23 protein-coding genes and 1 tRNA gene are annotated in these 21994 nt (G+C 35.9%); 3 read left to right on the top strand and 21 right to left on the bottom strand.

Annotation, left to right across the window (positions count from 1 at the left end; genetic code table 11):
- Positions 1 to 134: 134 nt before the first annotated feature.
- The 7 genes from ACJZL3_RS01970 to ACJZL3_RS01940 all read right to left on the bottom strand — a co-directional run bounded on the left by ACJZL3_RS01970 (position 135) and on the right by ACJZL3_RS01940 (position 6206).
- Positions 135 to 1928, bottom strand: a complete 1794-nt coding sequence (locus tag ACJZL3_RS01970; protein WP_253309139.1) for a reverse transcriptase/maturase family protein — start codon at positions 1926 to 1928, stop codon at positions 135 to 137.
- A gap of 553 nt (positions 1929 to 2481) precedes the next feature.
- Positions 2482 to 2925: a group II intron maturase-specific domain-containing protein gene (locus ACJZL3_RS01965; protein WP_419198875.1), complete on the bottom strand. Its 444-nt coding sequence runs from the start codon at positions 2923 to 2925 to the stop codon at positions 2482 to 2484.
- Positions 2906 to 3733: a group II intron reverse transcriptase/maturase gene (ltrA, locus tag ACJZL3_RS01960; protein WP_419198874.1), complete on the bottom strand. Its 828-nt coding sequence runs from the start codon at positions 3731 to 3733 to the stop codon at positions 2906 to 2908. Before ltrA ends, ACJZL3_RS01965 begins: the two co-directional genes overlap by 20 nt.
- Before the next feature lie 43 nt (positions 3734 to 3776).
- Positions 3777 to 3899 carry a hypothetical protein gene (locus tag ACJZL3_RS01955; protein WP_419198591.1) on the bottom strand — a complete coding sequence of 41 codons (123 nt, stop codon included), beginning with the start codon at positions 3897 to 3899 and terminating at the stop codon, positions 3777 to 3779.
- 568 nt (positions 3900 to 4467) lie between these two features.
- Positions 4468 to 4851 carry a helix-turn-helix domain-containing protein gene (locus ACJZL3_RS01950; RefSeq protein ID WP_416647572.1) on the bottom strand — a complete coding sequence of 128 codons (384 nt, stop codon included), beginning with the start codon at positions 4849 to 4851 and terminating at the stop codon, positions 4468 to 4470.
- 34 nt (positions 4852 to 4885) lie between these two features.
- Positions 4886 to 5218, bottom strand: a complete 333-nt coding sequence (locus tag ACJZL3_RS01945; protein ID WP_419198873.1) for a helix-turn-helix domain-containing protein — start codon at positions 5216 to 5218, stop codon at positions 4886 to 4888.
- A gap of 43 nt (positions 5219 to 5261) precedes the next feature.
- Complete coding sequence (locus tag ACJZL3_RS01940; protein ID WP_419198872.1) at positions 5262 to 6206, bottom strand: hypothetical protein; 945 nt, start codon at positions 6204 to 6206, stop codon at positions 5262 to 5264.
- A gap of 177 nt (positions 6207 to 6383) precedes the next feature.
- Between ACJZL3_RS01940 and ACJZL3_RS01935 the strand changes: the two genes are divergently transcribed.
- Entirely contained in the window at positions 6384 to 7466 is a 1083-nt protein-coding gene (locus tag ACJZL3_RS01935) for a hypothetical protein (RefSeq protein ID WP_419198871.1), read from the top strand.
- Between the two features lie 180 nt (positions 7467 to 7646).
- Here ACJZL3_RS01935 and ACJZL3_RS01930 read toward each other — a convergent pair whose 3' ends face one another.
- The 10 genes from ACJZL3_RS01930 to ACJZL3_RS01885 form a co-directional block, all read right to left on the bottom strand.
- The gene (locus tag ACJZL3_RS01930; RefSeq protein WP_419198870.1) at positions 7647 to 8009 is read right to left on the bottom strand and encodes a helix-turn-helix domain-containing protein; all 363 of its coding nucleotides are present in this window, start codon (positions 8007 to 8009) and stop codon (positions 7647 to 7649) included.
- A gap of 1 nt (position 8010) precedes the next feature.
- Complete coding sequence (locus tag ACJZL3_RS01925) at positions 8011 to 8346, bottom strand: helix-turn-helix domain-containing protein (protein WP_264687764.1); 336 nt, start codon at positions 8344 to 8346, stop codon at positions 8011 to 8013.
- 103 nt (positions 8347 to 8449) lie between these two features.
- A complete protein-coding gene (locus ACJZL3_RS01920; protein WP_419198869.1) occupies positions 8450 to 9109 on the bottom strand; it encodes a JAB domain-containing protein in 660 nt (219 codons plus the stop codon).
- Positions 9102 to 9269, bottom strand: a complete 168-nt coding sequence (locus tag ACJZL3_RS01915) for a hypothetical protein (protein WP_419198868.1) — start codon at positions 9267 to 9269, stop codon at positions 9102 to 9104. The genes ACJZL3_RS01920 and ACJZL3_RS01915 overlap by 8 nt, the downstream gene beginning before the upstream one ends.
- An 83-nt stretch (positions 9270 to 9352) precedes the next feature.
- Positions 9353 to 10399, bottom strand: coding sequence for a Fic family protein (locus tag ACJZL3_RS01910; protein WP_010082541.1), 1047 nt, complete (start codon positions 10397 to 10399; stop codon positions 9353 to 9355).
- 169 nt (positions 10400 to 10568) lie between these two features.
- Positions 10569 to 11561 carry a DNA polymerase III subunit delta gene (holA, locus tag ACJZL3_RS01905; RefSeq protein ID WP_010962537.1) on the bottom strand — a complete coding sequence of 331 codons (993 nt, stop codon included), beginning with the start codon at positions 11559 to 11561 and terminating at the stop codon, positions 10569 to 10571.
- Positions 11562 to 11566: 5 nt separating this feature from the next.
- Positions 11567 to 11746 carry a hypothetical protein gene (locus ACJZL3_RS01900; RefSeq protein WP_419198867.1) on the bottom strand — a complete coding sequence of 60 codons (180 nt, stop codon included), beginning with the start codon at positions 11744 to 11746 and terminating at the stop codon, positions 11567 to 11569.
- A 131-nt stretch (positions 11747 to 11877) separates the two neighbouring features.
- Positions 11878 to 12678: a metal ABC transporter permease gene (locus tag ACJZL3_RS01895; protein ID WP_010962536.1), complete on the bottom strand. Its 801-nt coding sequence runs from the start codon at positions 12676 to 12678 to the stop codon at positions 11878 to 11880.
- 1 nt (position 12679) lies between these two features.
- On the bottom strand, positions 12680 to 13045 hold the full coding sequence (locus tag ACJZL3_RS01890) for an Mth938-like domain-containing protein (RefSeq protein ID WP_010082536.1): 366 nt from the start codon (positions 13043 to 13045) through the stop codon (positions 12680 to 12682).
- Between the two features lie 3 nt (positions 13046 to 13048).
- The gene (locus ACJZL3_RS01885) at positions 13049 to 13915 is read right to left on the bottom strand and encodes a 4-(cytidine 5'-diphospho)-2-C-methyl-D-erythritol kinase (RefSeq protein WP_010082535.1); all 867 of its coding nucleotides are present in this window, start codon (positions 13913 to 13915) and stop codon (positions 13049 to 13051) included.
- Between the two features lie 81 nt (positions 13916 to 13996).
- On the opposite strand from ACJZL3_RS01885, the gene ACJZL3_RS01880 reads away from it, so the two are divergent.
- Positions 13997 to 17260, top strand: a complete 3264-nt coding sequence (locus tag ACJZL3_RS01880) for a UvrD-helicase domain-containing protein (protein ID WP_391159044.1) — start codon at positions 13997 to 13999, stop codon at positions 17258 to 17260.
- A gap of 324 nt (positions 17261 to 17584) precedes the next feature.
- Here the strand turns inward: ACJZL3_RS01880 and ACJZL3_RS01875 are convergent, their stop codons facing one another.
- The 4 genes from ACJZL3_RS01875 to ACJZL3_RS01860 all read right to left on the bottom strand — a co-directional run bounded on the left by ACJZL3_RS01875 (position 17585) and on the right by ACJZL3_RS01860 (position 20341).
- On the bottom strand, positions 17585 to 17875 hold the full coding sequence (locus ACJZL3_RS01875; protein WP_010082530.1) for a GIY-YIG nuclease family protein: 291 nt from the start codon (positions 17873 to 17875) through the stop codon (positions 17585 to 17587).
- Positions 17876 to 18152: 277 nt separating this feature from the next.
- The gene (radC, locus tag ACJZL3_RS01870) at positions 18153 to 18827 is read right to left on the bottom strand and encodes a RadC family protein (protein ID WP_010962534.1); all 675 of its coding nucleotides are present in this window, start codon (positions 18825 to 18827) and stop codon (positions 18153 to 18155) included.
- Between the two features lie 810 nt (positions 18828 to 19637).
- Positions 19638 to 20234 carry an RDD family protein gene (locus tag ACJZL3_RS01865; protein ID WP_190321214.1) on the bottom strand — a complete coding sequence of 199 codons (597 nt, stop codon included), beginning with the start codon at positions 20232 to 20234 and terminating at the stop codon, positions 19638 to 19640.
- A gap of 24 nt (positions 20235 to 20258) precedes the next feature.
- A tRNA-Leu gene (locus ACJZL3_RS01860) sits at positions 20259 to 20341 on the bottom strand.
- 114 nt (positions 20342 to 20455) lie between these two features.
- On the opposite strand from ACJZL3_RS01860, the gene ACJZL3_RS01855 reads away from it, so the two are divergent.
- A complete protein-coding gene (locus tag ACJZL3_RS01855) occupies positions 20456 to 21907 on the top strand; it encodes a replicative DNA helicase (protein ID WP_010962532.1) in 1452 nt (483 codons plus the stop codon).
- The last annotated feature ends 87 nt before the right edge of the window (positions 21908 to 21994 follow it).

Below are 21994 nucleotides of genomic sequence, written 5' to 3'. Positions count from 1 at the left end.
TTCCCCACCAGTCTCTCGCAGAACTGTGCATGAAGTAGAGTGGGCAGCCAGCGAGTTACTTGTTAAGTACTTTTCCAACAACCCCTCTCCGAACCACGCATGATCGTTTCCGTATCACGTGGCTCTCCAATAATCTAACGTTTTAAGGAGTCACCATCATATTTTCCATATTGGATTTTCTTATGGCATTCATGACAAACAACAAGAGTCTTCCTCTGTCGTTCAATCATTCTCTTTTTCCATTTCGGTAGCTCAGTATTACGTTTACCTAGCAAATCAGCAAGTTTACGTACGTGATGTACTTCAATCTGCTCTTGTGATTTACATAATTCACAAGTTTGTGCCAATAGTCTTTGCTCTATTTCACTACGCTTATTCCATATTGGTATAAGGTTATCACTTATACTTACCCATTTATTCCATTTTAGTGACACAGCACCAAAGTGTGTAATTAATGGTATCTTTGATGGTAAACGATCTACTCTGACTTGGATGACTTTTCGTTTTTCACCTTCGTCGTTTTCAATCATTGCACCAAATTTTCTATAAATTTTCCTGCAAGTTGTTTTGTATTTAGATGCTAAAGTCTTTACTAATGATACTTCCATCACATACTTCAAATAACTTAGTGTGTGAAGGTTGTAGGCCATTTTGTAATATTGTACAATTCCTCGATATTCAGTTTGATACTGAGCAACAATACTGTAAGCTGTATCAAGTGTACGTTGAGGTAAATGTATAGGCTTTCCACAACGCATATATTCAGAACACTTTTTCTGCTTTATATGATGTGGTACACGTAACCCAATACTACCGTTAATACATCGTTGTGTCCGATGATCATGTTTATCATCTGCATGCAAGACGTGTATTTTATAACCTAAAAAATTGGCTTTGCTATCACACGCGTGTGTAATAAGCGTTTTATCTTCATTAAGCATAAGTTTGAGCTCCTCATTGAGGAATTTAGCAATCTCATTTTTAATTTGTTCAGCTTCATTTTTTGGTCCTGCAAACCCTACCAGAATATCATCAGCATACCTAACATACCAAAGACGTCGATAATTTAGATCACAAGAATCCTTAGATGGCATACCCTGCACTAATTGACGCAGTTGTTTTGCTTGATCCCAGTTCCCTTGTTTTCTCATCATCGATACTTGCATGGTTAACCTTAAATATTTTGGATTTGTCTTTCTTCGCTTACCTCGGTTATTTGCTGGTATTAGTATATGTTCCACATGTTTATCTAACCGATCGAGTAATATGTTACTCAAAATTGGACCAATAATAGAACCTTGTGGTACCCCACTATGACTCTTATTGTACTTCCAATTTTCCATATATCCTGCTTTTAGCAGTCGATTGATTAGCTGAATAAAACGGTTATCTTGGAAGCTTTCACTCAGTATTTTCAACAACATAGTATGATCAATTGAGTCATAACATGCACTGAGATCTCCCTCTATAAACCATTTTGTACCTCTGCCTTTTTGCATTACTGCTCTTAATGCAGTGTGGCATCCACGCTTTGGTCGAAATCCATGTGAACATTCACTAAATTTAGGCTCATAGTAGGCTTCCAATATTAATCGGATTACTTCTTGAAGTAACTTATTTGACCATGTTGGCAATCCTAACGGCCTGCGTTTACCACTCTTCTTTAAAATATAGATACGTTTTACTGGTGTCCACCGATATCGCTCATAGCGTAAATCCTCTATGATTTTATCGATTTTCTCCAAAGACATACCATCAACTGTTTCAGTTGTCACACCTTCTGTCATAGCACCTTTATTACGACAAAGTTTGCCATACGCTCGAAGGTAAAGATCACGCTGATAAAGTAGGCGATATACGTTTTTAACCGGCAAATTTCTTTGTCCACGTTCACGTATAATGTTAAGTATTGTTTCAGCTTTCCGCATCTTGCGTACCTCCCAATTTCAACATTCAATTATCTGTCACCCTTTGCCCTGTATGTGGCTTTCCCACGCTCCCCGGTGATTCGTTACTTTCACGACTACTACGATGACTCCGTAACCATAGAACTCGCGTTCCTTAGGTCATCCCATGTTCCGTCACTAAGAACTGTTCTAGATCAACTTAGGTTTTCCATTCATCCTCTTAAATAAGTTCACTACTTATCGTTCTACAGCCAGAATGTCACACAAACGAAAGTTTAATCTGTGCTTACCGTAGACATGGGGTTTTAAATGCGATACCCATGGATGTGAAGTCCCACCCCTGAAGATTAGAATTCAAGCAGTTTAGCTTTAACCATATTGATCAGGTGTTGCAAGCCGTTATCTTACACATCTTCAGATAACTCTCGCTTTACATACATGCTCTTGTCCTCCTTCCCTTTCGGGTTAAAGTTAGTTGTTCACCTCGAGGCCATTTATTCTGAACCCCGCTTAGCTCTGCTAAGTATTTCTTAATGCGTACCACGGCGCACCCTCGCGACTCACACAGCTCCCATTATTCAGTCTTTTGACCTAAAGCTAGTGTCCAGTGGTAAAAAGTATTTGTCCCTTCTTTCCTCATTTTTCCTAGAAGTTGCCTCGCTAGTCTTCCATGATTTCGAAGCTTCTTATACTTTCTTCTGACCCACTTTTCTAGGTGCTGCTCTATGTTTCTCAGAGGTTTATATATCTCTTTCCTGTAAAACCTGCCATAGTACTGATACCAGCCTCTGACTATTGGATTTACTGTCTTTGATATTTCCTCTAATGTTTTGTGTGTATTTCGTAGTATTTTCCAGGACCTTATGGTTGTAGTAATATTTTTCTTGGCCTTGTTGCTAATTGCGGGAAGAAATGAAACAAAATGCTTTCCTATTTTATTTCTTGCTAACCTGGGTCTAAATGTGTAACCCAGAAAATCAAAACTTTGTTTAGGAAATTCATTTTTTCCTATTGTCATCCTTGCAGTACACAATTTGTGTCTTTGCAGGATGTAATTTTAGCTTATACTCAGCCAGTCTTTCTTCAATTGCTACCCTCATAAATTCCGCCTGTCTACTACTCTTGCAGTGCACTATCGCATCATCTACATACCTCTCAAATGGTATTGTTGGGCACTTTCGTCTCATCCACTCATCAAATACATGATGCATAAATATGTTTGAGATCAGCGGGCTTATTGAACCTCCTTGCGGAACTCCTTTATCCCTAACTACCTTACTTCCATCTGCTTGCTGAATTGGCGCTTTCATCCATCTTTCAACATACAGTATGACCCATTTGCAGTCTGTGTGCCTTTTGATAGCTCGCAATGCCAACTCGTGGTCCAAATTGTCGAAAAATCCTGCTATATCAAGATCTATCGTCCAATCGTACCACCAGCATCTTTTCCTCGCAGTTCCTACCGCATCCAGTGCAGATTTGTTTGGTCTATAACCATATGAATCTTCATGAAACTTCGGGTCTACTAACGGTTCTAGATACATTGTAGCTGCTGTCTGCGCTATCCTGTCCGATACTGAAGGGACACATAAAATTCTTTGTCCCCCTTCTGTACCTTTTGGTATTGCTACAGCTTTTACAGGCTCTGGAAAATAACTTCCAGATGACATTCGATTCCATAGCTTGTACAGATTATCTTTTAGATTTTCTTCAAACTTTGTTATCGTAACCTCATCTACACCAGCAGCACCCTTATTTTTCGATACTTGTTTATAAGCTCTCCAAATAACTTGCTTCGGTATATCAAAAGACTTTGTTTTACTCATTAACTCCTCCCTTTCGGTTGATAAATAATTAAAACTGAACAACTCAGCCCCTTCGCTCCATTTCCATTACAGAAATTTCTTCACTACTACGAGCTGATCCGCCCCTGTTCTTCGCATCGGTACTCTCATCCTTGAAGTTTAGCTTCTTGGATTTCTCCCTTATCATCGAAATGACAGGTTCCCGCAGTTCTACACAATAGCCCAAAATGGATCCGCGCCACCTATATGCCGGACGCCATCTATCCAGTAAACAAGTTTCCGATAGATTTATCCCAGGTTAGGCTAGAACACCTGGTTTTGACATCTTCTATGAAGTTTCGACACTTCATCAGTGGTTCATTTGCATTCGCCTCTCCATTTTACACATGACGCATAATTGCGCCTTTTCCATAACGCTCACTACCATGGCTCTTTACCAAAGCAGCTTATGGCTGTTTGAAGCCTGCTCTTGTAAACCGGCTCCGAGGGACCTACCCTCATCTATTGTGCAGCTTCAACTGATCGCTTCTACGGCACACCTAACCTCCAACATCCTTGCTAATAAACCCTCACTAAAACTGCCGAAAAGACTTTATAAGTTAATATTCTAAATCTCAATATTTTATGGTGCAGGTTTTTATTTTTAAAACATTATACTTTGTGTAGGGTATAACTACACGCATCAAAGTGAAAGAAAAGCAAAATGATGAAGAAAATGAAAGTTTAAGTTTCCTTCAACGACTCAAGGAGAGAATTTATGCTTTAAAGCCTGTATTAGCAAGAGCCTTAATCACTAAATGAACAATGTCACGCAGAGTTTCATCCTCAATTTTTCTATATTCTCTTACTAATCGGGATATTTCTTCGCTGCCCACATCACTATGGAAAGCCTTATCATGTAAATCCTCAGAGATTTTTGTAAAAAAATATGACATATCAACTGACAAAGCTTCTGCCAATTTATACAACCTATCAACTATAAGCCTTACCTCCCCAGTTTCATATCCTTGTATATGTTGAAATGAAATTCCAAGCTTTTTTCCTAAATCTCTTTGACTAAAACCACACATTAACCTTCTTTTCCTTATTCTTTCACCTATTTGTTTATCAATAGGGTACTGTTCAGCTTGCACAATCATTTATTAATATCTTAATTTATATATCAAAGCAATACTAACTCTCATTGTAACTTTGAGAAAAAGATTTTACTAATATATAAACCGCACTACGTAACCTTTTGCTCTTAATCTCATTATATCCTTTGACTAGCTTTAACACCTCTTCATCGTAAACTTCATGTGAGCCGGCATGCACATCAGTAAAAAAGTTAGCAACATCAATCGATAGGGCTTTTGCTAAATCATATAATCTACTAGCCAAAACACAATTTGAGCCATTTTCGTACCTTTGTATCTGTCTATATGAGACACCTATTCTTTTTCCCAATTCGGCCTGCGTTAAACCATGATCTAGCCTTAATTGTTTTATCTTTTTACCTAATTGCACTTTCCACCTCTTATTCAAATTTACAACAAATTTTATGAAAAAGCTAGCAAAGTAATTGCTTTAATAATTTCTGCCTCTCGCTAATTAAATCGTTTGGCCTTAAGTATTTTTTCTCAATTTCCCTCATCTCTTTTTCTCGTTCTGCAATGCTATTTCGTATTACTTCAGCCGAGTATCTGCTTTTGCCACATGCAAACTCTGATCTTAATCTTCTAACCTTATATTCGAGCTCAGCAAATCTTTCATGCTGCTCAAGAAGCTCTATCATGTGTTTGATTTTAGAATTTAGCTTTTTTTCCTCAACATCTCTCACAATAAAAGAAAGCAGAAGCTTATCTATTTGGTAATCAATATTTGGTTGAGTAGCAAATAGATTGATCATAGCTTTTACATCAGTAGGATTTGCAACTAATAAGCTAAAATTACTACATAGAAAATTATAGAACTTTATCGTCTTCATAAGATAGTTTTTCATATCTTGTGATAATTGTAATTCTTTGTGAATTCCTGACAGCAATATTTTCAATTCTTCCAAGTATTCTACATCAAAATTACCTACTTCTGTAGGTAAAAGGATCATTAGCAGCTTTTTTAAAAGCTCAACATCATTTGATTTTACTGCATTATAAAGAGCTTTTTCTTTATCTTCTTTTAAATCATAAAGCTCTGACGAGTTATCTATGCTGAATAGATATTCAGTATTTCCTTGAGGAGAGTAGATTAAAATGTCCACTTCTCTTAGCGGGTGGTCATCATTAAACTTTTCTAGTAACTGCTTATCGGTGGTTTCCTCTATTGCTACAGCAGCTTTACTGATCTTTTTCAGTTCAGAAACATTATCTCTTGAATTTTCAAGTATGTCTTTAGCCTTGTCTAGCAGCTGCTCATATAGAATTATTTTTTCTTCATTATCTAGTAGCTGACAATGCTTCTTCAACTTTTCAGTGGAGTAAGACAAGAGATCCATTTCTTTCAGTTTTACAATCACAATACCCAACTTTGATTGAAATTGAAATAATTTTTACAAGATGTGTTTTTCTAGTGTAAATGCCCGTAAAACTTGTTATTATAACATACAGTAAATTAATAAGTCGTACAATATTAACAATTAAATAATATTTATCACGATATGATCGAATAGTAATGAAATTAAGTGAGGGTTACAATGAAAAAAATAAATGGTAAAAAATTGCCTAGTAAAATGTTAAAAGCGGTAGAGCGAATAGCAAAAGAAGGGTTATTACCTAATTTTATAAAAGCTGCTCCAACAGCGAATAAAAAGATTAGTAAATTACCTGTCTTAACATATCCTGAGGAGCTCAATCCATTTCGATCAGCTTTATGCAGGACAAGACTAAGTGAGTATGAAAATATGAAACTAAATGAATTCCTGGAAAAAGCTATTGCAGCTAAAAATATAAACGAGTTAAGTAAAGTTATCGATGAAGCTTTGGACTTAGGAATAAGAATAAATGCTGCCAATGAAAATGGCTTTGGCTTCGCTAACGTTACAATGTTTAAGATGTATCGTGATGAATTCAAAGGGAATAAACAAGAGGATATAATCAGGAAGTTAGCATTAAATGGAGCAGATTTTAATGTACAAGTTGATAAGAAAATAACTGAAATTCATCAAAAGGTGCAAAAAGAAATTGAGCCACAAATATATAGTAGGCTCACAAAACTCAGGGAGGTTGGAGAGAACGCTACTATAGAAGGAACTGTTGAAAATGTAGAAATTGATAATAAGACCTTCTATATTGAATTTTCACATAGCTGCATAGTTGATGTTGCCAAAGTTGTAGAAGGTGCAAAAAATTTGGGCTTAAGTAAAGGAGACTTAAACCTTGGCGGTAATATCATAAAAATAGGTGATGGTGAAGTTGAGGTCAAAACTGGGAAAGATGGTAAAAGAAATTATGTAGATATATCCGATAACAGCGCTTTTACAGTAACACTTTGCACTAGCCTAGGAGAGCTAAATTTAATGGTATATCACGATACAGAAGACTATCATCAAGTACAAGTTGAGGTGGAAGATGAAGAAATGTGGAACGAGTTGCAAGAAATAGGAGAAATCGTAGGAAAGGGTTGTTTATTTGGTGGAATGTCTGTTAAAGAAGCAGTAGAAAAAGGCAGTTTTACTAGATGTGGAAGATGGGGCGACCAAAATTCTAAAAGTAGTGAGACCTTTTCTTGGGTGAATAAATTAAAAGACAACAAAACGACATCCGTAGGACGTTCTTGATTGGAGACAAGTGGCTATGTTTCACATAGCTACTTGTATATCAGAAATAAATGGTTAACTATTACAAAGTAAAGTGGTTTTTAAAACTTAATCCAATTTACCATAAATAATTTACTTTAATTAGTATTGCTTGTAGAAGTGTTTTATATTATAAAAAATACCTGAACTTTAAAATTTGTACTATTTGTTAGCAAGAGCCTTTATCACTGAATGCACAATATCACGCAATGTTTCATCTTTAATTTTTCTATATTCTCTTACTAATCTTGATATTTCTTCGCTGCCCACATCGCTACGGAAGGCCTTATCATGCAAGTCTTCAGAGGCTTTGGTAAAAAAATATGACATATCAACAGACAAAGCTTCTGCCAAATTATACAATCTATCAACTACAAGCCTTACCTCTCCAGTTTCATATCCTTGTATATGCTGAAATGAAATTCCAAGCTTTTTTCCTAAGTCCCTTTGGCCAAAACCACATATTAGCCTTCTTTTCCTTATTTTTTCACCTATTTGCTTATCGATAGGATGTTGTATGGTCATTTTACGTATCAGATAATATACTTTGAGAAAAAGATTTTACCAATATATAAACTACACTACGTAACCTTTTGCTCTTAATTTCATTGTATCCTTTGACTAATTTTAATATCTCCTCATCATAAGCTTCATGTGAGTCGTCATGCACATCAGTAAAAAAATCATCCACATTAATCGATAGAGCTTTTGCTAAGTCGTATAGTCTACTAGCCAAAATGTGGTTTGAACCATTTTCGTACCTTTGTATCTGCCTATATGAAACACCTATTCTTTTTCCTAACTCAGTTTGTGTTAAACCACAGTATAACCTAAGTTCCTTTATTTTTTTGCCTAATTCCACTTTTTATTACTAATTTTAGCTGTTCAAGCTTATATTGAATTTTTTAATTTATGAAGTGGAAAAAAAGAAGGAAAGCTAGAGAACTTTCCTTCCAGTCTACAGATTACAATAAACCACTGTCATAAAAACTAAAATGGCTCTTCTGTGTTACGATTATATGATCTATTAATTTCATTCCTACATTTTCACAGGTTGCAGCTAATGTAAGTGTGTTATCTTCATCCTCTTTAGATGGCTCTATATCTCCACTTGGATGATTATGTGAAATTGCAACAGATGATGCGTCAATCAGTAACCCCTGTTTTATTATTTCCCTCACATATAGAGGCACTCTATCTATAGTTCCACAGTCTTGAACATACTCATATATTAAATGACCACTTCGATCTAAGTATACCACTCGTAAGCTTTCCTTTCTTGACTGTCCTATTGCTGCTTTAAAGTATTTTAGTAGCTCTTCTCTATTATCAAGAATCGACAGCTTTTTTAACTTACCTTTCAATATCCTATCGAAAATCTCTTTCAGGCAAAAGATATTTGCTATTGCTCCATCGTTCATTCCTGTAACATTTTTTAGCTCGTGAAGATCAGCATTAATTACCCTTCCTAAACTACCAAAGAGCTCCATTAGCTTTTTGGCAACTTCTCTTCCTTCTGTGTATGCAGATAGATTACGTTCCAGTAGCTCATGGTCAAGCAAAGACCTACCTCTGCTTGATAGAATACGAGTTTCTAATTTCTCTTTTCTCTCACTATTATTCATAAAAACCTCCAAGATCAACATTATATACAAATTCAACGCCAGCTTTCTGACGCAGTAGTTCTCGAGGAATAACCCTCTTGAACTCTAAATTTGCAATGTTGTCCTTGTTGCTTGGGCACTGGGATGACAAGAATAGTGCACTGGGATCTAGTGGGCTCAAACTACAATGTTTGTACAGCTGTGATCTATATTCTATAGCTGAATAATTTAACAATTCAAAATGAATACATATCCTATTGAGCTCTATATTACATACCAGGTTGCTTTGCCTTTTCCATGCTGAGTGATGTGATTACTCTTTACGAGATTAGATACGTGCTTCTTTAAGGTATTGCAGTTTGCTTTAGTAATATTTTCCAAATCCTTAATTGTAAGACGTCCATGTTTGCTGAGTAGTGCTAATACTTTAGCAGAAAGTGGTGGTAAATAGAGATTTAACACTTTTTCATGTGACACCTTTTGTTCAAGATGAAATTTTTGCTTTTGTAGTGACCTTAAAAAGAATATAAGCCATGGATTAAAATCATAGCTGCTCGTCTTCAAGGATTGTTGAGTACGACGCAAAGCTAAGTAGTAACTCTCCTTATTACTTTCAATTATACTTTCAAGGGAACTGTAAGGTACATAGATATACCCTAACTTTAGTAACAAGAAAGTTGTGAGAATGCGTGATAATCTGCCATTTCCATCCTGGAAGGGATGAATAGCTAAAAAAGTAACTATAAAAATGCCAATAATTAATAGAGGGTGTAACGATTTCACCTCTAATTGCTGGCTAGTCCAATAAATAAGTTCTTGCATTTGTGTTGCTGTCTCAAATGGAGAGGCTGTTTCAAAAACTATGCCCAAGCTTTTTCCAGATTCATCAAACGCTTCAACATGATTGGGGAATTTTTTATATTCTCCCATGTGCCTTTGATCTTTATATGAAAATTGTAAAAGCCAGATGTGAAACTGTTTTATAGTGTTTTCTGTAAATGGCATCTTGTTAAAGTTTTGAAATACTTCTTCACACACATACGCATATCCGGCTATTTCTCGTTCATCTAGAGAACGAAATGAGCGTGTATCAAGTTTGGATAGTAATTGCTCAACTTCACGGTCTGATAATCTTGCCCCTTCAATACGAGTAGAAGAACCAATACTTTCAATTGTTGCAATTTTCTTGAGCATTTGTAAACGTTCTGGAGCTAAATTACCAAACAATTGCCATGCTCCTTTAAATTCATCAATTTCAGCAACTAATTTTAACATTTCAGGTGTTATTACAATTTTTGAAATGTCAAACATATCTGTATTTTTATCTAGTTATATTCAATTATATTCGAAAATATCCTATTAGCAAAGAATACTTATGAGACACACACTAAAGAATGAATTTTGGTAGGCATAAAAGCAGCTATTTTATGTTAAAATACAACATTTTGATGAAATTATAAGAAAGGCTGGATCCGAGTAGTCAGCTACCTGTCAGTGCATGTTGAAAAATCATTTTATGATCTAAATCAGTTTTTTTACAGGTAACTTCTAAGCTTATCAATTTTTCCAAGATCTTCTTAAGTTCTGAAAGTTGCAAACTTTTCAAATGAGATTTAAAACTCTGCAATTGTTTAAAAAACAATGGAGGGCTTAGCTGATCAATCGCAGCCTGCTCACTCATTCCACCTTGCACTGACAGCAAAACGTTTTCAAGGCGTAGGAAATAATTTGATATAATGCGAATTAGTGCTATCGGTGAAAAATTTTCTTGCGATATCAATGCATCAGAAATTCTAATGAAACGCGACATATCTTTACTTGCTATGGCAGAGCATAGATCATCAAGTGTAGCATAGTCGTTGCCGGAAGTTGAAAAGCATAATTCTATATCAGTAAGTTTTAGGTCTTTTCTCTCCCCTAAGTATAAAACTAACTTCTCAAGTTCTGAACATATAGGCAGCTTGCTATGATTAAAGTAAGATTGCAAATGGTAGATTATCTCATTTGTGCATTTTATATCATTTTGTTTTAAGTAACTTGATATAATGTCATAAAGATTGCTGTTGCTGTCCTTATAGCAAGCAATCACACCAAAAATTTTTGAACTCTCCATATAACTTTTAGTCGCAGAATTATATGGAAGATCATTTGCTACCATCATTACATAATGACCACTTGCGTTATAATCCAATACATTTTTTAACTCCTTGGATATACCTCCACTCACATTTATCAGCTTAATTAATTTTTTGCTGGTAAACATCGAAACGTTTGCCAATTCAGAAAACAGTAAACTGGGTGACTTATTCACTATTGCAAAATCCATCACCTGAACTGAATACTCACCCAAATTAGCAATTATTTCTTGTACATAAAAATCAACCCTACTGTTATCACTTCCATGAATTAACACACCACGTAAAGCATCAGGTTTCTCTAGGAATTTTTTAACTTTGGATGGTGTGACCCTCATGCTATCTATATGATATCATTCTCATTTGACTGTACATGAGTACCCAAAGACTCTGAGTCTCCTTGTGCAATATTATGCACATCACCTGCTACATCATCTGACTCTTCTGTTTTTCCTGTAATATAATTATAAAATTTTTTCACAGGTTGAGATATATATTTGGAAAAAAATCCTTCTTCGCTCATATTGCTTACTCCATAAAATTAACAACTTATCATTAGCATATAAATAATAGTATAGCAAAAACTATTTTGTGCTAAGATAGTGATGTTTTATAATGAGTATATTACAAAATTATTAACATTCGAGATCAAAATTAAGCCAACCTGCTTAATACTAGCCTTATAAAATAAGCGATAATTAAATATACCGCTGCAACAAGTATAATTGCAGGTCCAGTTAACAAATCAAAACTTGCAGATAACATGAGACCTGATATCCCAGAGATCACAGAAAAAACTGTTGCAACAATAATCATCTGCATTGGAGTTTTCGAAATGAGCCTTGCAGATGCTGCTGGTATTAGCAAAAATGCAGCAATGAGTAATATTCCTATTAGTTGGGCAGCAATTGCTATAAATATAGCAAGAGTGATTAAAAATTCTAGTCTAACAAAGGTAACATTAATTTTTTCAACTACTGCTAAATCTTGATTAATTGAAATCATTAACCAATAACGCCATCTAAATATTAATATCAAAGTAACTACTGCAGAGGTTAAAAAAATCAATACTATATCACTTTGATCGAGCGTTAATATATCACCAAACAGTGAGCTAATAATACTATTATTGCCAGATGGAAGAAAAGACATAAGTATTAAACTCGATGATAAAACTACATTGGTAACAATGTTCAATATCGTATCAGCAGAATATAATCTGTTAAAATTAAGAGAAAGTAGTATAGCAAATGTAATTGCAATGAGCATTATGCTAAGCGATGGGCTAATCTTAAAGATTAAAGCAAGTGCAACACCAAGCAACGAAGAATGGGACAAACTATCACCAAGATAAGATAACCTTTGCCATATCATAAACGATCCTAAAGCGCCTGTTACTAGGCTAATTACAACTACTGCAACTAGACTGTTGATGAAAAAGTCCTGGGTAAGCATGCTATATGGCTATTAGATAACTGACAACAAATCTATCTTCGGATATCAGAATATTATGGGTTCTGCATGCAGAACCTGTTGTCATAAATTCAAAATTTAAACCTTTTTGTTCCATAAGATAGGACTTCACTGAAGAACTTAGTATATTGCGTGTTTTACCAGTACCTATTAACAAAATTTCTATTTCCTCTGTTAAAAAAGATTCAAAATACTCCTTGCTGTTTATATCACTTTCTTTCAATTTTATCACCTTTTCAGGAAAAATTATAATTGAGCCGCAATATTCTTGATTGTTTACCAAAAATTTTCCTTCCCTGTAACCATTTATAAGATTTTTATTCTCGGAAATTAAGGGAGTTATATCCATAAGTCAAACTATTAATTGAGTGTTGCATACCCACCATTCTGGTTGCTTTTTTCCGATATTAACTGCAGCAGCTTTTGCATTTTCCTCACTATCGAATATTCCAAAGCATGATACACCACTGCCTGACATGCGAGAAAGTATAGAGCCTTCTTGTGACTTAAGTGTTGATATCACATCCTTAATTTCAGGTACAAAGCTTATTGCTATTTCTTGAAGATCGTTTCTCGTCTCTTTAAGAAACTTCAACAAATCCTTTTCAGCGTCATCGCTCCATTTAATTGGCTCAGAAAATTTTCCTTCATGTTTGGAAAATACCTCTGGTGTACTCAAAAACCTTTTTTTCGGTTTCACAAGCACCACATTTGTAGGTAAAGAGAATTTTTTAATGTGGCATAATTCTTCGCCAATACCTCTAACAAAAACTGGCTTGCTATCTACGCTTGCGGGAACATCAGCACCAACGTTTAAGGCTATTTCATTTAAAATCGTCCTATCAATCTCCCACAGCTTCCCTAGCGTACGTACCACAGCTCCAGCATCTGAGGATCCGCTACCAAGTCCTGCAGCAATTGGTATGTTTTTTACAACCTTTACAGTGACTTTAGTGCGTACAGGAGCATGCCTAAGCAGCAGATTAACCGCTTTCATTACAGTGTTATATTGGTTATTTATTTTAGACTCGGAGTTTATAAATTCAACTGTAGAGTTATCGTATCTAGAATCCTTCTCACCTACTTTTATTTCCAAAAAATTAGAGAGATTAGCAAAGACAAATAAACCTTCAATCAAGTGATACCCTGTTTCTTTTTTGTCTACAACATGCAAAAAAAGATTGATTTTTGCAGGCGCCTTTACACAAAAACTTTTCATTATATATCTTCACTAACACTATTTTTACATTATATGTATAATGCTATTCTAGTCAACTTTTATAAGGTTCTCGCACTTCTGATGAGATCAAATGCCATAAATCCTAATTTCTCTGTGTGGGTAAATGCGTCCGCTGGTACAGGCAAAACAAAAATCTTAATAGACAGAGTATTGAGACTTTTATTAGAAAACAAAAGAAATATTCTTTGCTTAACATTCACCAATGCTGCAGCAAACGAAATGGAGAATCGCATTCACAGCATACTCAGTAAGTGGGCAATATGTTCAGATAGTGTGTTGGCAGCAGATCTAGAACAACTAGATTTCTTTCCAATGTCATCCCAGTGCGTGACACTGGGATCTCAGCACCCCTACTTGTCATCCCAGTGCGTGACACTGGGATCCAGAAAAAATAAAGATTATTTAACAAGAGCAAGAAGGCTTTTCTCTGAACTGGAAAATCTTGGTCTAACTATACAAACCATACACGCTTTCTGTTACAAATTAATCTCCAGCTTTCCTATAGAAGCTGGCATTGCTCCAAATTGCACGCTGAGCGAATGCAAAGAATTACATTCCATCATATTCAATAAAGTGCTTCATAACGAAACTGTGCAGGATGATATCAACCTTATTGCAACTGAAATTGATGAAAATAAACTACGCGATTTGCTTTATACTTTATGTGTAAAAAGATCAGCGTCAGCAAATGATTCGAAATATATCAAAGATAAATTGAGCGCCCCAGATGAAATTCATGACTTACAGAGTGAAACAATTGAGCACGTGGAAAGACTAGCCGAGATATTAAGTGAAGGCAGTAAAAGAGATCAGAGTTATAGTGAAATACTTTATTCTACTGTCATCCCAGCTGGGATCCAGAAGAAAAGAACCAGCGTCACGCGCTGGAATGACACTAAAGTAGAAAACCTAGCCAAGGTCTTTTTAAAATCAGAATCGCACGAAAAAAAGAGCATATCATCCATTGCAACAAAAAGTATTTTGGAGAAATTCAAAGATGCAGAGCAAATAATAGAGAGCGTTCAGAATGTAGTATTTACCCATATAAGAGACATGAACTCTTATCAAATATTCAAGAGAACCAGTAGCTTACTTGGTGTATTTAAAGTATATGTTGATTTGTATAATAGTGAAAAATCAAAAAATGCACTGCTTGACTACAATGATATAATCAACTTAGCAACAAATCTTCTTAGCAATCCAAACTATAAAGATTGGATATTGTTTAACTTGGATCAAAAAATAGATCACATCCTTGTTGACGAGGCACAAGACAATAGCATCAGCCAGTGGAAAATTATAACAAATCTCTGCGATGAATTTTTTGCCGGTAATGATGAAAAGCGAACCTTATTTGTTGTTGGTGACGTAAAACAATCCATATACAGATTTCAAGGAGCAAATCCCCATCTATTCAACTATATGCAACAATACTTTCATACGAAAACTGGTGGTAGAGATTGGATATCATGCCAACTTGAAAAGTCATTTCGCTCAACTCCAGAAGTTTTGATGCTTGTAGATAGAATATTTAATAACTTCCGCGCAGAAATATCTTTTAATGATAATGAAATAAAACATGTTCCACATAGAGAAAATGACCAAGGATATATTGAAATTTGGCCAGCGTTACCAAGGCGCAAAGAGAAAGAACAGCAAGCTTTACAAATTCCTCTGACATGCAGGGAAAATTATATAATAGCAGACCGATTACTTGCTCAAACAATAGCCAACAGAATTCACAATTGGTTAAATGAAGGGCGAATTTTAGTCGCTAAAGATCGCCATATAGAGCCAAGAGACATTATGATTTTGGTACGGCAACGAAACGTATTAGTTGATTACATAATAAGCGAACTTAAAAAAGCAAACGTGCCAGTTGTAGGCCGGGATTATTTTAGAATTATGGACTATATAGCCGTGCAGGACTTAATAGCTTTGGCCGAATTTTTACTCCTCCAGGCAAATGATTTAGCTCTTGCAAATGCTTTAAAATCACCGCTATTTAATTTCACCGAGGATGATTTATTTAACATTGCATACGACCGTAAAGAGCATTCACTATGGGAAAGAATTCAGGATTATTCTGTGGTTATCTATAGTGAATTAAACTATCTCATTAACTTATCTCGCATAGAGTCTCCTCTTGCACTATTTACACATATATTGCGTACAGGTAAGAAGAAATTTGCTGCAAGGCTAGGTCTTGAGTGCTTTGAGGTTCTAGACGAATTTATGAACCTCGTGTTGCAATTTGAAAACCCATCTCTTCAAGCGTTTGTTCAATGGATCAAGGAGAATAATCCGGAGATTAAGAATGATATGCAATCAGAACGCAATGCTGTGCGAATAATGACAATTCACAAATCAAAAGGTCTGCAAGCTCCCATAGTATTTTTGGTTGATACAAACACAGTGCCAAGAAACAGTGAAAGCATTATCTTTGATGGAACAGAAGTGCCATTTTGGTGTGGAAAAAACAACAACGCTTATTGCGATCAAGTAAAAAGAGAGAAAAAACTAGAGGATTATAATGAATATTTGCGTTTATTATACGTAGCACTCACGCGTGCTGAAGATGAGTTATACATCTTAAGTAAAGAGCCAGTGCAAAAGGGCTCTTGGTATGATCTAATCACTAAGTACGGAGAGCCATATGAAAAGAAACAAAGGGATTTACAGCCAATATTTAAAGAAAAAGTTGAAGTATTATGCGTGAATGCAAACTACCCTTACATTTATAAAAAACGTGATTATTTTGACGTTCCGGTCATTTCCCTTCCACCAGCTTTAGCCCACTCTTCGGTGTCATCCCAGCGCGTGACGCTGGAATCCAGTGAAAAAGAAGGAGCAGAATGGATCCCAGTGTCAGCTACTTGGATGACAGATGGTTATGCAAGAGGCCTGATTATTCACAGCATATTGCAGTATATGCCCAAGATAGAAAAAGAAAGGAGAAAAAATTGGGTCAGAAAATACCTTGATAACATCAGCGAAGATAAGGATGAAATTTACAGTAAAATATTAGCCTTTAATGAAAAATATGGCTATTTGTTTGACTTGGAAGGCAAATCAGAGATTACACTGAGTGGAACAATTGATGGCAAGTCAGTATTAGTACGACTAGATAGGCTATGCATAACGCAAGATAAAGCAATCATAATTGACTACAAATCACACCGTAACGTTTCTGTTTCCTTATTAAATGAAATAAAAAAACAGATGTTAATCTATAAAACCTTAGTACAAGAAATATATCCAAACAAGCAAGTAGAGTGCGTGGTTATTTGGGTGGAAGATTTAACCATTCAATCTGACTTTTAACGAAACTTGATTGCAAGAAATAGCTACTACGTCATACCACCGCGAACCGTCATACCGCCGCAGACCGTCATACCGCGATTCATTCGCGGTATCTCAGCCGCTAACACGTAGCGGAATGACAGCAGTCCTACGTCATACCGCTGCGGATAGATCCCGCTAACAAGTAGCGGGATGACGAATTACTTAACTGTCATACCACCGCAAACCGTCATACCGCCGCGGTATCTCAGCCACTAACAAGTAGCGGGATGACGAATTACTCAACCGTTATCCTGCTGCTCCTTTCTCGTCATCCCGCTACGTGTTAGCGGGATCTCAGCATAGCTATCTTAAAGCTAAGTAATATAAGTCAATCCAGCTAGGATTCTTTTGATTGATCAAATTAATTTTCCACTGCCTTGGCCATTCTTTCAGGCGCCTTTCTCTTGCAATAGCTAAACTTATATCTTCAAACTCTTCAAAATATACAAGTTTATTTACATTATATCTTGATGTAAAACCTGAAACAATTTTGTTTTTGTGTTCCCAAATCCTCTTGATCAAATTTGCAGTTACACCAATATATAATGTGCTATTAGCTTTATTTGTAAGTATATAGATATATGATAACTTCATCTTAATCGTTTATAGCTAAGGTAACTGAGGTTTACCAACATTATACTACACCATCATACCACAATAAAACTTACCGTCATGCCGCCGCAGATAGATCCCGCTAACACGTAGCGGGATGACGAGTTACTATACCGCGGCGGTATCTCAGCCGCTAACAAGCAGCGGGATGACAGCAATCTACGTCATACCGCGATTCATTCGCGGTATCTCTTAGCCGTTAACACGTAGCGGAATGACGATTGTCGGTAAATCTAAGTTACTGTAGCTATAAAGGCTTTCACAACAACCTATTTTCCTTGAAACTAAAATAGCTACTGAATGTAATAATAATGTGATCTATTAATTCTATTCCTATACTTTGGCAAGCTTCTGCTAGTTGTCTAGTGAGAGATATATCGCTATTTGAAGGTTGTGTATCTCCGCTTGGATGATTGTGAGATATTACAATGGATGTTGAACCAATCAAAAGTGCGCGCTTGATGATCTCTCTGACATAAAGAGGAGTTTGATCTACTGTACCAATATTTTGCAAGTCTTCCGCTATTAGACGATACTTTTTATTCATATAGATGACACGAAAATTTTCCTTATTGAGGCTTCCTATACTTATTCTTAAATAATCAAGCAATTTTTCCCAGTTATCGATTACAGGCAGGTTTTTTATTTCTTCTCTTGCAGAACGAACAAAGGCTTGTTTTACACAAAAGATGGCAGATATCGCTGCATTGCTGACATCATCAACGTTTTGCAGCGCTTCCAGGTCAGCATTAAAAACTTTATTTAAGCTGCCAAAACTTTCTATCAAACTCTTTGCCACCGGTTTTACATCAATTCTACTATATGCTGAATATAAAATGTGCTCTAAAACTTCATAATCAAGTAATGATTGTCCATTATCTAAAATAATTTTCTCTCTTAGGCGCTTTCTATGCCCCTTTTTGTAATTTTTCATCATCAATGAATTGCTTATCTCTTGTATAATAAGAAATTAGATTTTTAAGTAAAATATTTAATAAAGCGCATGACGCACAATTGTAAGAACATTCATTTTTAAAGACAGCAAATGGTGTCATGAAAGTAGCTGACGCGAGCTCTACGTCATACCGCCGCAGACCATCATACCGCCGCAGACCGTCATACCGCGATTCATTCGCGGTATCTCATCCGCTAACAAGAGATCCCGCTAACAAGTAGCGGGATGACGAATTACTTAACCGTCATGCCACCGTGAACCGTCATACCGCGATTCATTCGCGGTATCTCTAGGTCCCGCTAACAAGTAGCGGGATACTTGATCTTTACAGGGATGACGGTTGTCGTTTAGCTACAAACATTAAGAAATTTACCAAATGAAAAAAAAGGCAAAAGAAGCCCTAGTCATTGTCTATTTTCAGTATTTGGCGTTTTTTAAATCTTAAACACTGCAATTTAGCTGCTTTTAAACGCAACTCACCTTAGTTTAAATGTTTAAGAAATTTACTAAGCAGAAAAAAAGGCAAAAGAAACCCCGCGTTAGCTAGTTGTCACTCTCTAATCCTGCAAATTGGCGTACTATACTGTCTTAAACGACTTATAAGCGCGTTTCAGCTTATATAGGTAAAAACCCAGAAATGTTGTGAAGACATAAGGTGCACATAGTGCAAAAAATTAAAAATAAGACGCCAACTACGTTGTTTTCTTGCTGTTTAATCTGCACAGATGAAGATAACTGAATACCTTCACTATCATGATAAAGGGGCTGGCGAAGGGTGTCAAGTAGTTTTTAGCTCTGCCTTCTAAGGCTTTTACTCGTGACAACCACTGTGCCTGCGATCTTATCGTGCCAAGTTTGACAGCGTTTGTTGAAATTTGACCATAAAAAGCCCAAGAACAATGGTGCAACTGACAATATAAAGGAAAAAAATCTCTTTGTTGCTTGTTTTAGGGTCATCTTTTCGAAAGTTTGTGCATCCACAACTCTAAGCCCAAATAATAGTTTTCCAGGTGTAGTAGCAAACTTTACCCACATATATATTACATAGCAAAAGAGCATAATAAACTGGACTATTTGATTTAGAATCATTAATTTTACAAGTCTACTCTGCATTGCCTTTTCTTCTATAGAAAGTGGCACTTGCATTGGGGATTTTGCAGCAACTTGGCTGAATATTTTGCTATCCTCTGAGTTTGTAAAGAGCTGATTAAAGGCTTGGCTGCAAAACTGCAAGAACAAAACGATAATAATTAAATCAAGCAATACTGATATATAGCGCCTGAGGCCCGTTACATAACATATCCCATTTTCATCTTTCTTTACCTTTTGAATAACATTTATAGAAGAAAAAATAGAAAATAAACGATTAAAAAATTTATGTAACATATATATACTTTCCAATATTTAACGTGCCCCTGGCCGGACTTGAACCAGCATGCTTTTGCAAGCAACAGATTTTGAGTCTGCCGTGTCTACCATTCCACCACAGGGGCATTAAGTTTTAATGCTATAGGCAACACGGAATTAGTCAAATTTTTTTGCCTTTACATCTTTCAAATGAGGACTAAATATTCTACAATAATCAACAGTTACTCTCAAAACTTAAAATGAATGAATTAGCCAATCTCCTCAGTTCAAGAAGTGTAGATAAGGAAATATGTAAATTACCGCATAATTTAGAAGCTGAACAGATGCTTATTGGTGCAATGATTCGTGATAATAGAATCTGTGATGCAGTTGAAGACACAATTACAGCAGAAAATTTCTATGATCCACTGCATCAAAGTATTTTTACGCAAATATCTAAAACCAGGAAACACGGTATAGTTGCCAATGAACTGAGCCTCAAAATGTTTTTTGAGAACGACCAAGCGTTTACCGAGTGTGGCGGGGTAGAGTACTTAGCAAAGCTTGCAGCGAAGGCAAGTATTGCACTTGATATTTATAGTTTGACTAGAATAATCCGTGATACTTACTTAAGGAGATGTTTAATCAAGCTCGGGCAAGAAATAGTTGGTGATAGCTACAACTACGATATTGAAAATCCTGCACAGGCGCAAATTGAACAAGCAATGACAAAATTGTTCAATTTGGCAGTAAAAAAACAAGGTGAGAAAACATATATAAAACTTGCAAGTTCAATTAAAGATGTAGTTGAGAAGATCAGCACACTGAAAAATAATCCAGAAGCGCTAGGCGTTACAACCGGACTTCAAGATCTAAATCAGCTTCTTGGTGGTCTACAAAAATCTGATTTATTAATTTTAGCTGCAAGGCCTTCTATGGGTAAAACAGCATTGGCGCTAAACATCGCACTTAATGCTTGTAAGATGTTGCAAAAAAGAGCAGATAAGCAACACTATGTAGCGTTTTTCTCGCTTGAAATGTCAGCAGAGCAATTAACTGCAAGGCTGATCACTATAGATTCAGGGATTAGTTATTATAAGGCATTAACCGGGAGAATTAGTGATTTTGAATTGCATGAATTTATCAATACTAGTACAGAATTATCTGAACTGCCTTTCATCATAGATGACACCCCTGCGCTATCAATTAGTGCCCTTCGCACCAGAATACGCTTGCTGTATCAATTATATAATGTAGAAGTGGTATTCATTGATTATTTGCAGCTAATCAGAGGAACAACAAAAAGGAGTAATGAAAATAGAGTGCAAGAAATCTCGGAAGTGACGCAGGGTTTGAAAGCAATTGCAAAGGAGCTAAATATTCCCATTGTTGCACTATCTCAGCTCTCTCGTTCTGTTGAGCAGAGGGATGATAAAAAACCACAACTTTCTGATTTACGTGATTCAGGGAGCATAGAGCAAGACGCAGATATAGTAATGTTTCTCTATAGAGAAGAATACTACGAATTGAGAAAGCAACCAAGTGAAGGAAACAATAAACATCGGGAATGGCAAGAGAAAATGGAGAAAATTAGAAATATTGCAGAGCTTGTTATTGCAAAGCAGAGGAACGGGCCAATTGGCAGTGTGAAGCTATATTTTGACTCTAACAGAGGTGCATTTAAAGATTACACGGAAAGGCATAGTTCATAGCTTGACAGCAATCTTCTTGTTCCCAAGTTTATCAATTATTTTTTTTATGTAAAGATAGCTTGACAACTTCTTAAAAATCCTTTTATA

This window comes from Wolbachia endosymbiont of Rhagoletis cingulata (genome assembly GCF_048537655.1).
Lineage (GTDB): Bacteria > Pseudomonadota > Alphaproteobacteria > Rickettsiales > Anaplasmataceae > Wolbachia > Wolbachia pipientis.
This window is presented reverse-complemented; position numbering and strand designations above follow the sequence as displayed.

What these genes read in the sequence shown, in the direction of transcription:
- ACJZL3_RS01895 (WP_010962536.1), bottom strand. Translation starts at nt 12,678, where the DNA reads ATGCTTACCCAGGACTTTTTCATCAACAGTCTAGTTGCAGTAGTTGTA.
- ACJZL3_RS01920 (WP_419198869.1), bottom strand. Translation starts at nt 9,109, where the DNA reads ATGAATAATAGTGAGAGAAAAGAGAAATTAGAAACTCGTATTCTATCA.
- ACJZL3_RS01970 (WP_253309139.1), bottom strand. Translation starts at nt 1,928, where the DNA reads ATGCGGAAAGCTGAAACAATACTTAACATTATACGTGAACGTGGACAA.
- ACJZL3_RS01875 (WP_010082530.1), bottom strand. Translation starts at nt 17,875, where the DNA reads ATGAAGTTATCATATATCTATATACTTACAAATAAAGCTAATAGCACA.
- ACJZL3_RS01865 (WP_190321214.1), bottom strand. Translation starts at nt 20,234, where the DNA reads ATGTTACATAAATTTTTTAATCGTTTATTTTCTATTTTTTCTTCTATA.
- holA (WP_010962537.1), bottom strand. Translation starts at nt 11,561, where the DNA reads ATGAGGGTCACACCATCCAAAGTTAAAAAATTCCTAGAGAAACCTGAT.
- ACJZL3_RS01935 (WP_419198871.1), top strand. Translation starts at nt 6,384, where the DNA reads ATGAAAAAAATAAATGGTAAAAAATTGCCTAGTAAAATGTTAAAAGCG.
- ACJZL3_RS01910 (WP_010082541.1), bottom strand. Translation starts at nt 10,399, where the DNA reads ATGTTTGACATTTCAAAAATTGTAATAACACCTGAAATGTTAAAATTA.
- ACJZL3_RS01890 (WP_010082536.1), bottom strand. Translation starts at nt 13,045, where the DNA reads ATGGATATAACTCCCTTAATTTCCGAGAATAAAAATCTTATAAATGGT.
- ACJZL3_RS01900 (WP_419198867.1), bottom strand. Translation starts at nt 11,746, where the DNA reads ATGAGCGAAGAAGGATTTTTTTCCAAATATATATCTCAACCTGTGAAA.
- ACJZL3_RS01965 (WP_419198875.1), bottom strand. Translation starts at nt 2,925, where the DNA reads ATGACAATAGGAAAAAATGAATTTCCTAAACAAAGTTTTGATTTTCTG.
- ltrA (WP_419198874.1), bottom strand. Translation starts at nt 3,733, where the DNA reads ATGAGTAAAACAAAGTCTTTTGATATACCGAAGCAAGTTATTTGGAGA.
- ACJZL3_RS01930 (WP_419198870.1), bottom strand. Translation starts at nt 8,009, where the DNA reads ATGACCATACAACATCCTATCGATAAGCAAATAGGTGAAAAAATAAGG.
- ACJZL3_RS01955 (WP_419198591.1), bottom strand. Translation starts at nt 3,899, where the DNA reads ATGATAAGGGAGAAATCCAAGAAGCTAAACTTCAAGGATGAGAGTACC.
- ACJZL3_RS01880 (WP_391159044.1), top strand. Translation starts at nt 13,997, where the DNA reads ATGAGATCAAATGCCATAAATCCTAATTTCTCTGTGTGGGTAAATGCG.
- ACJZL3_RS01950 (WP_416647572.1), bottom strand. Translation starts at nt 4,851, where the DNA reads ATGATTGTGCAAGCTGAACAGTACCCTATTGATAAACAAATAGGTGAA.
- ACJZL3_RS01885 (WP_010082535.1), bottom strand. Translation starts at nt 13,915, where the DNA reads ATGAAAAGTTTTTGTGTAAAGGCGCCTGCAAAAATCAATCTTTTTTTG.
- ACJZL3_RS01855 (WP_010962532.1), top strand. Translation starts at nt 20,456, where the DNA reads ATGAATGAATTAGCCAATCTCCTCAGTTCAAGAAGTGTAGATAAGGAA.
- radC (WP_010962534.1), bottom strand. Translation starts at nt 18,827, where the DNA reads ATGAAAAATTACAAAAAGGGGCATAGAAAGCGCCTAAGAGAGAAAATT.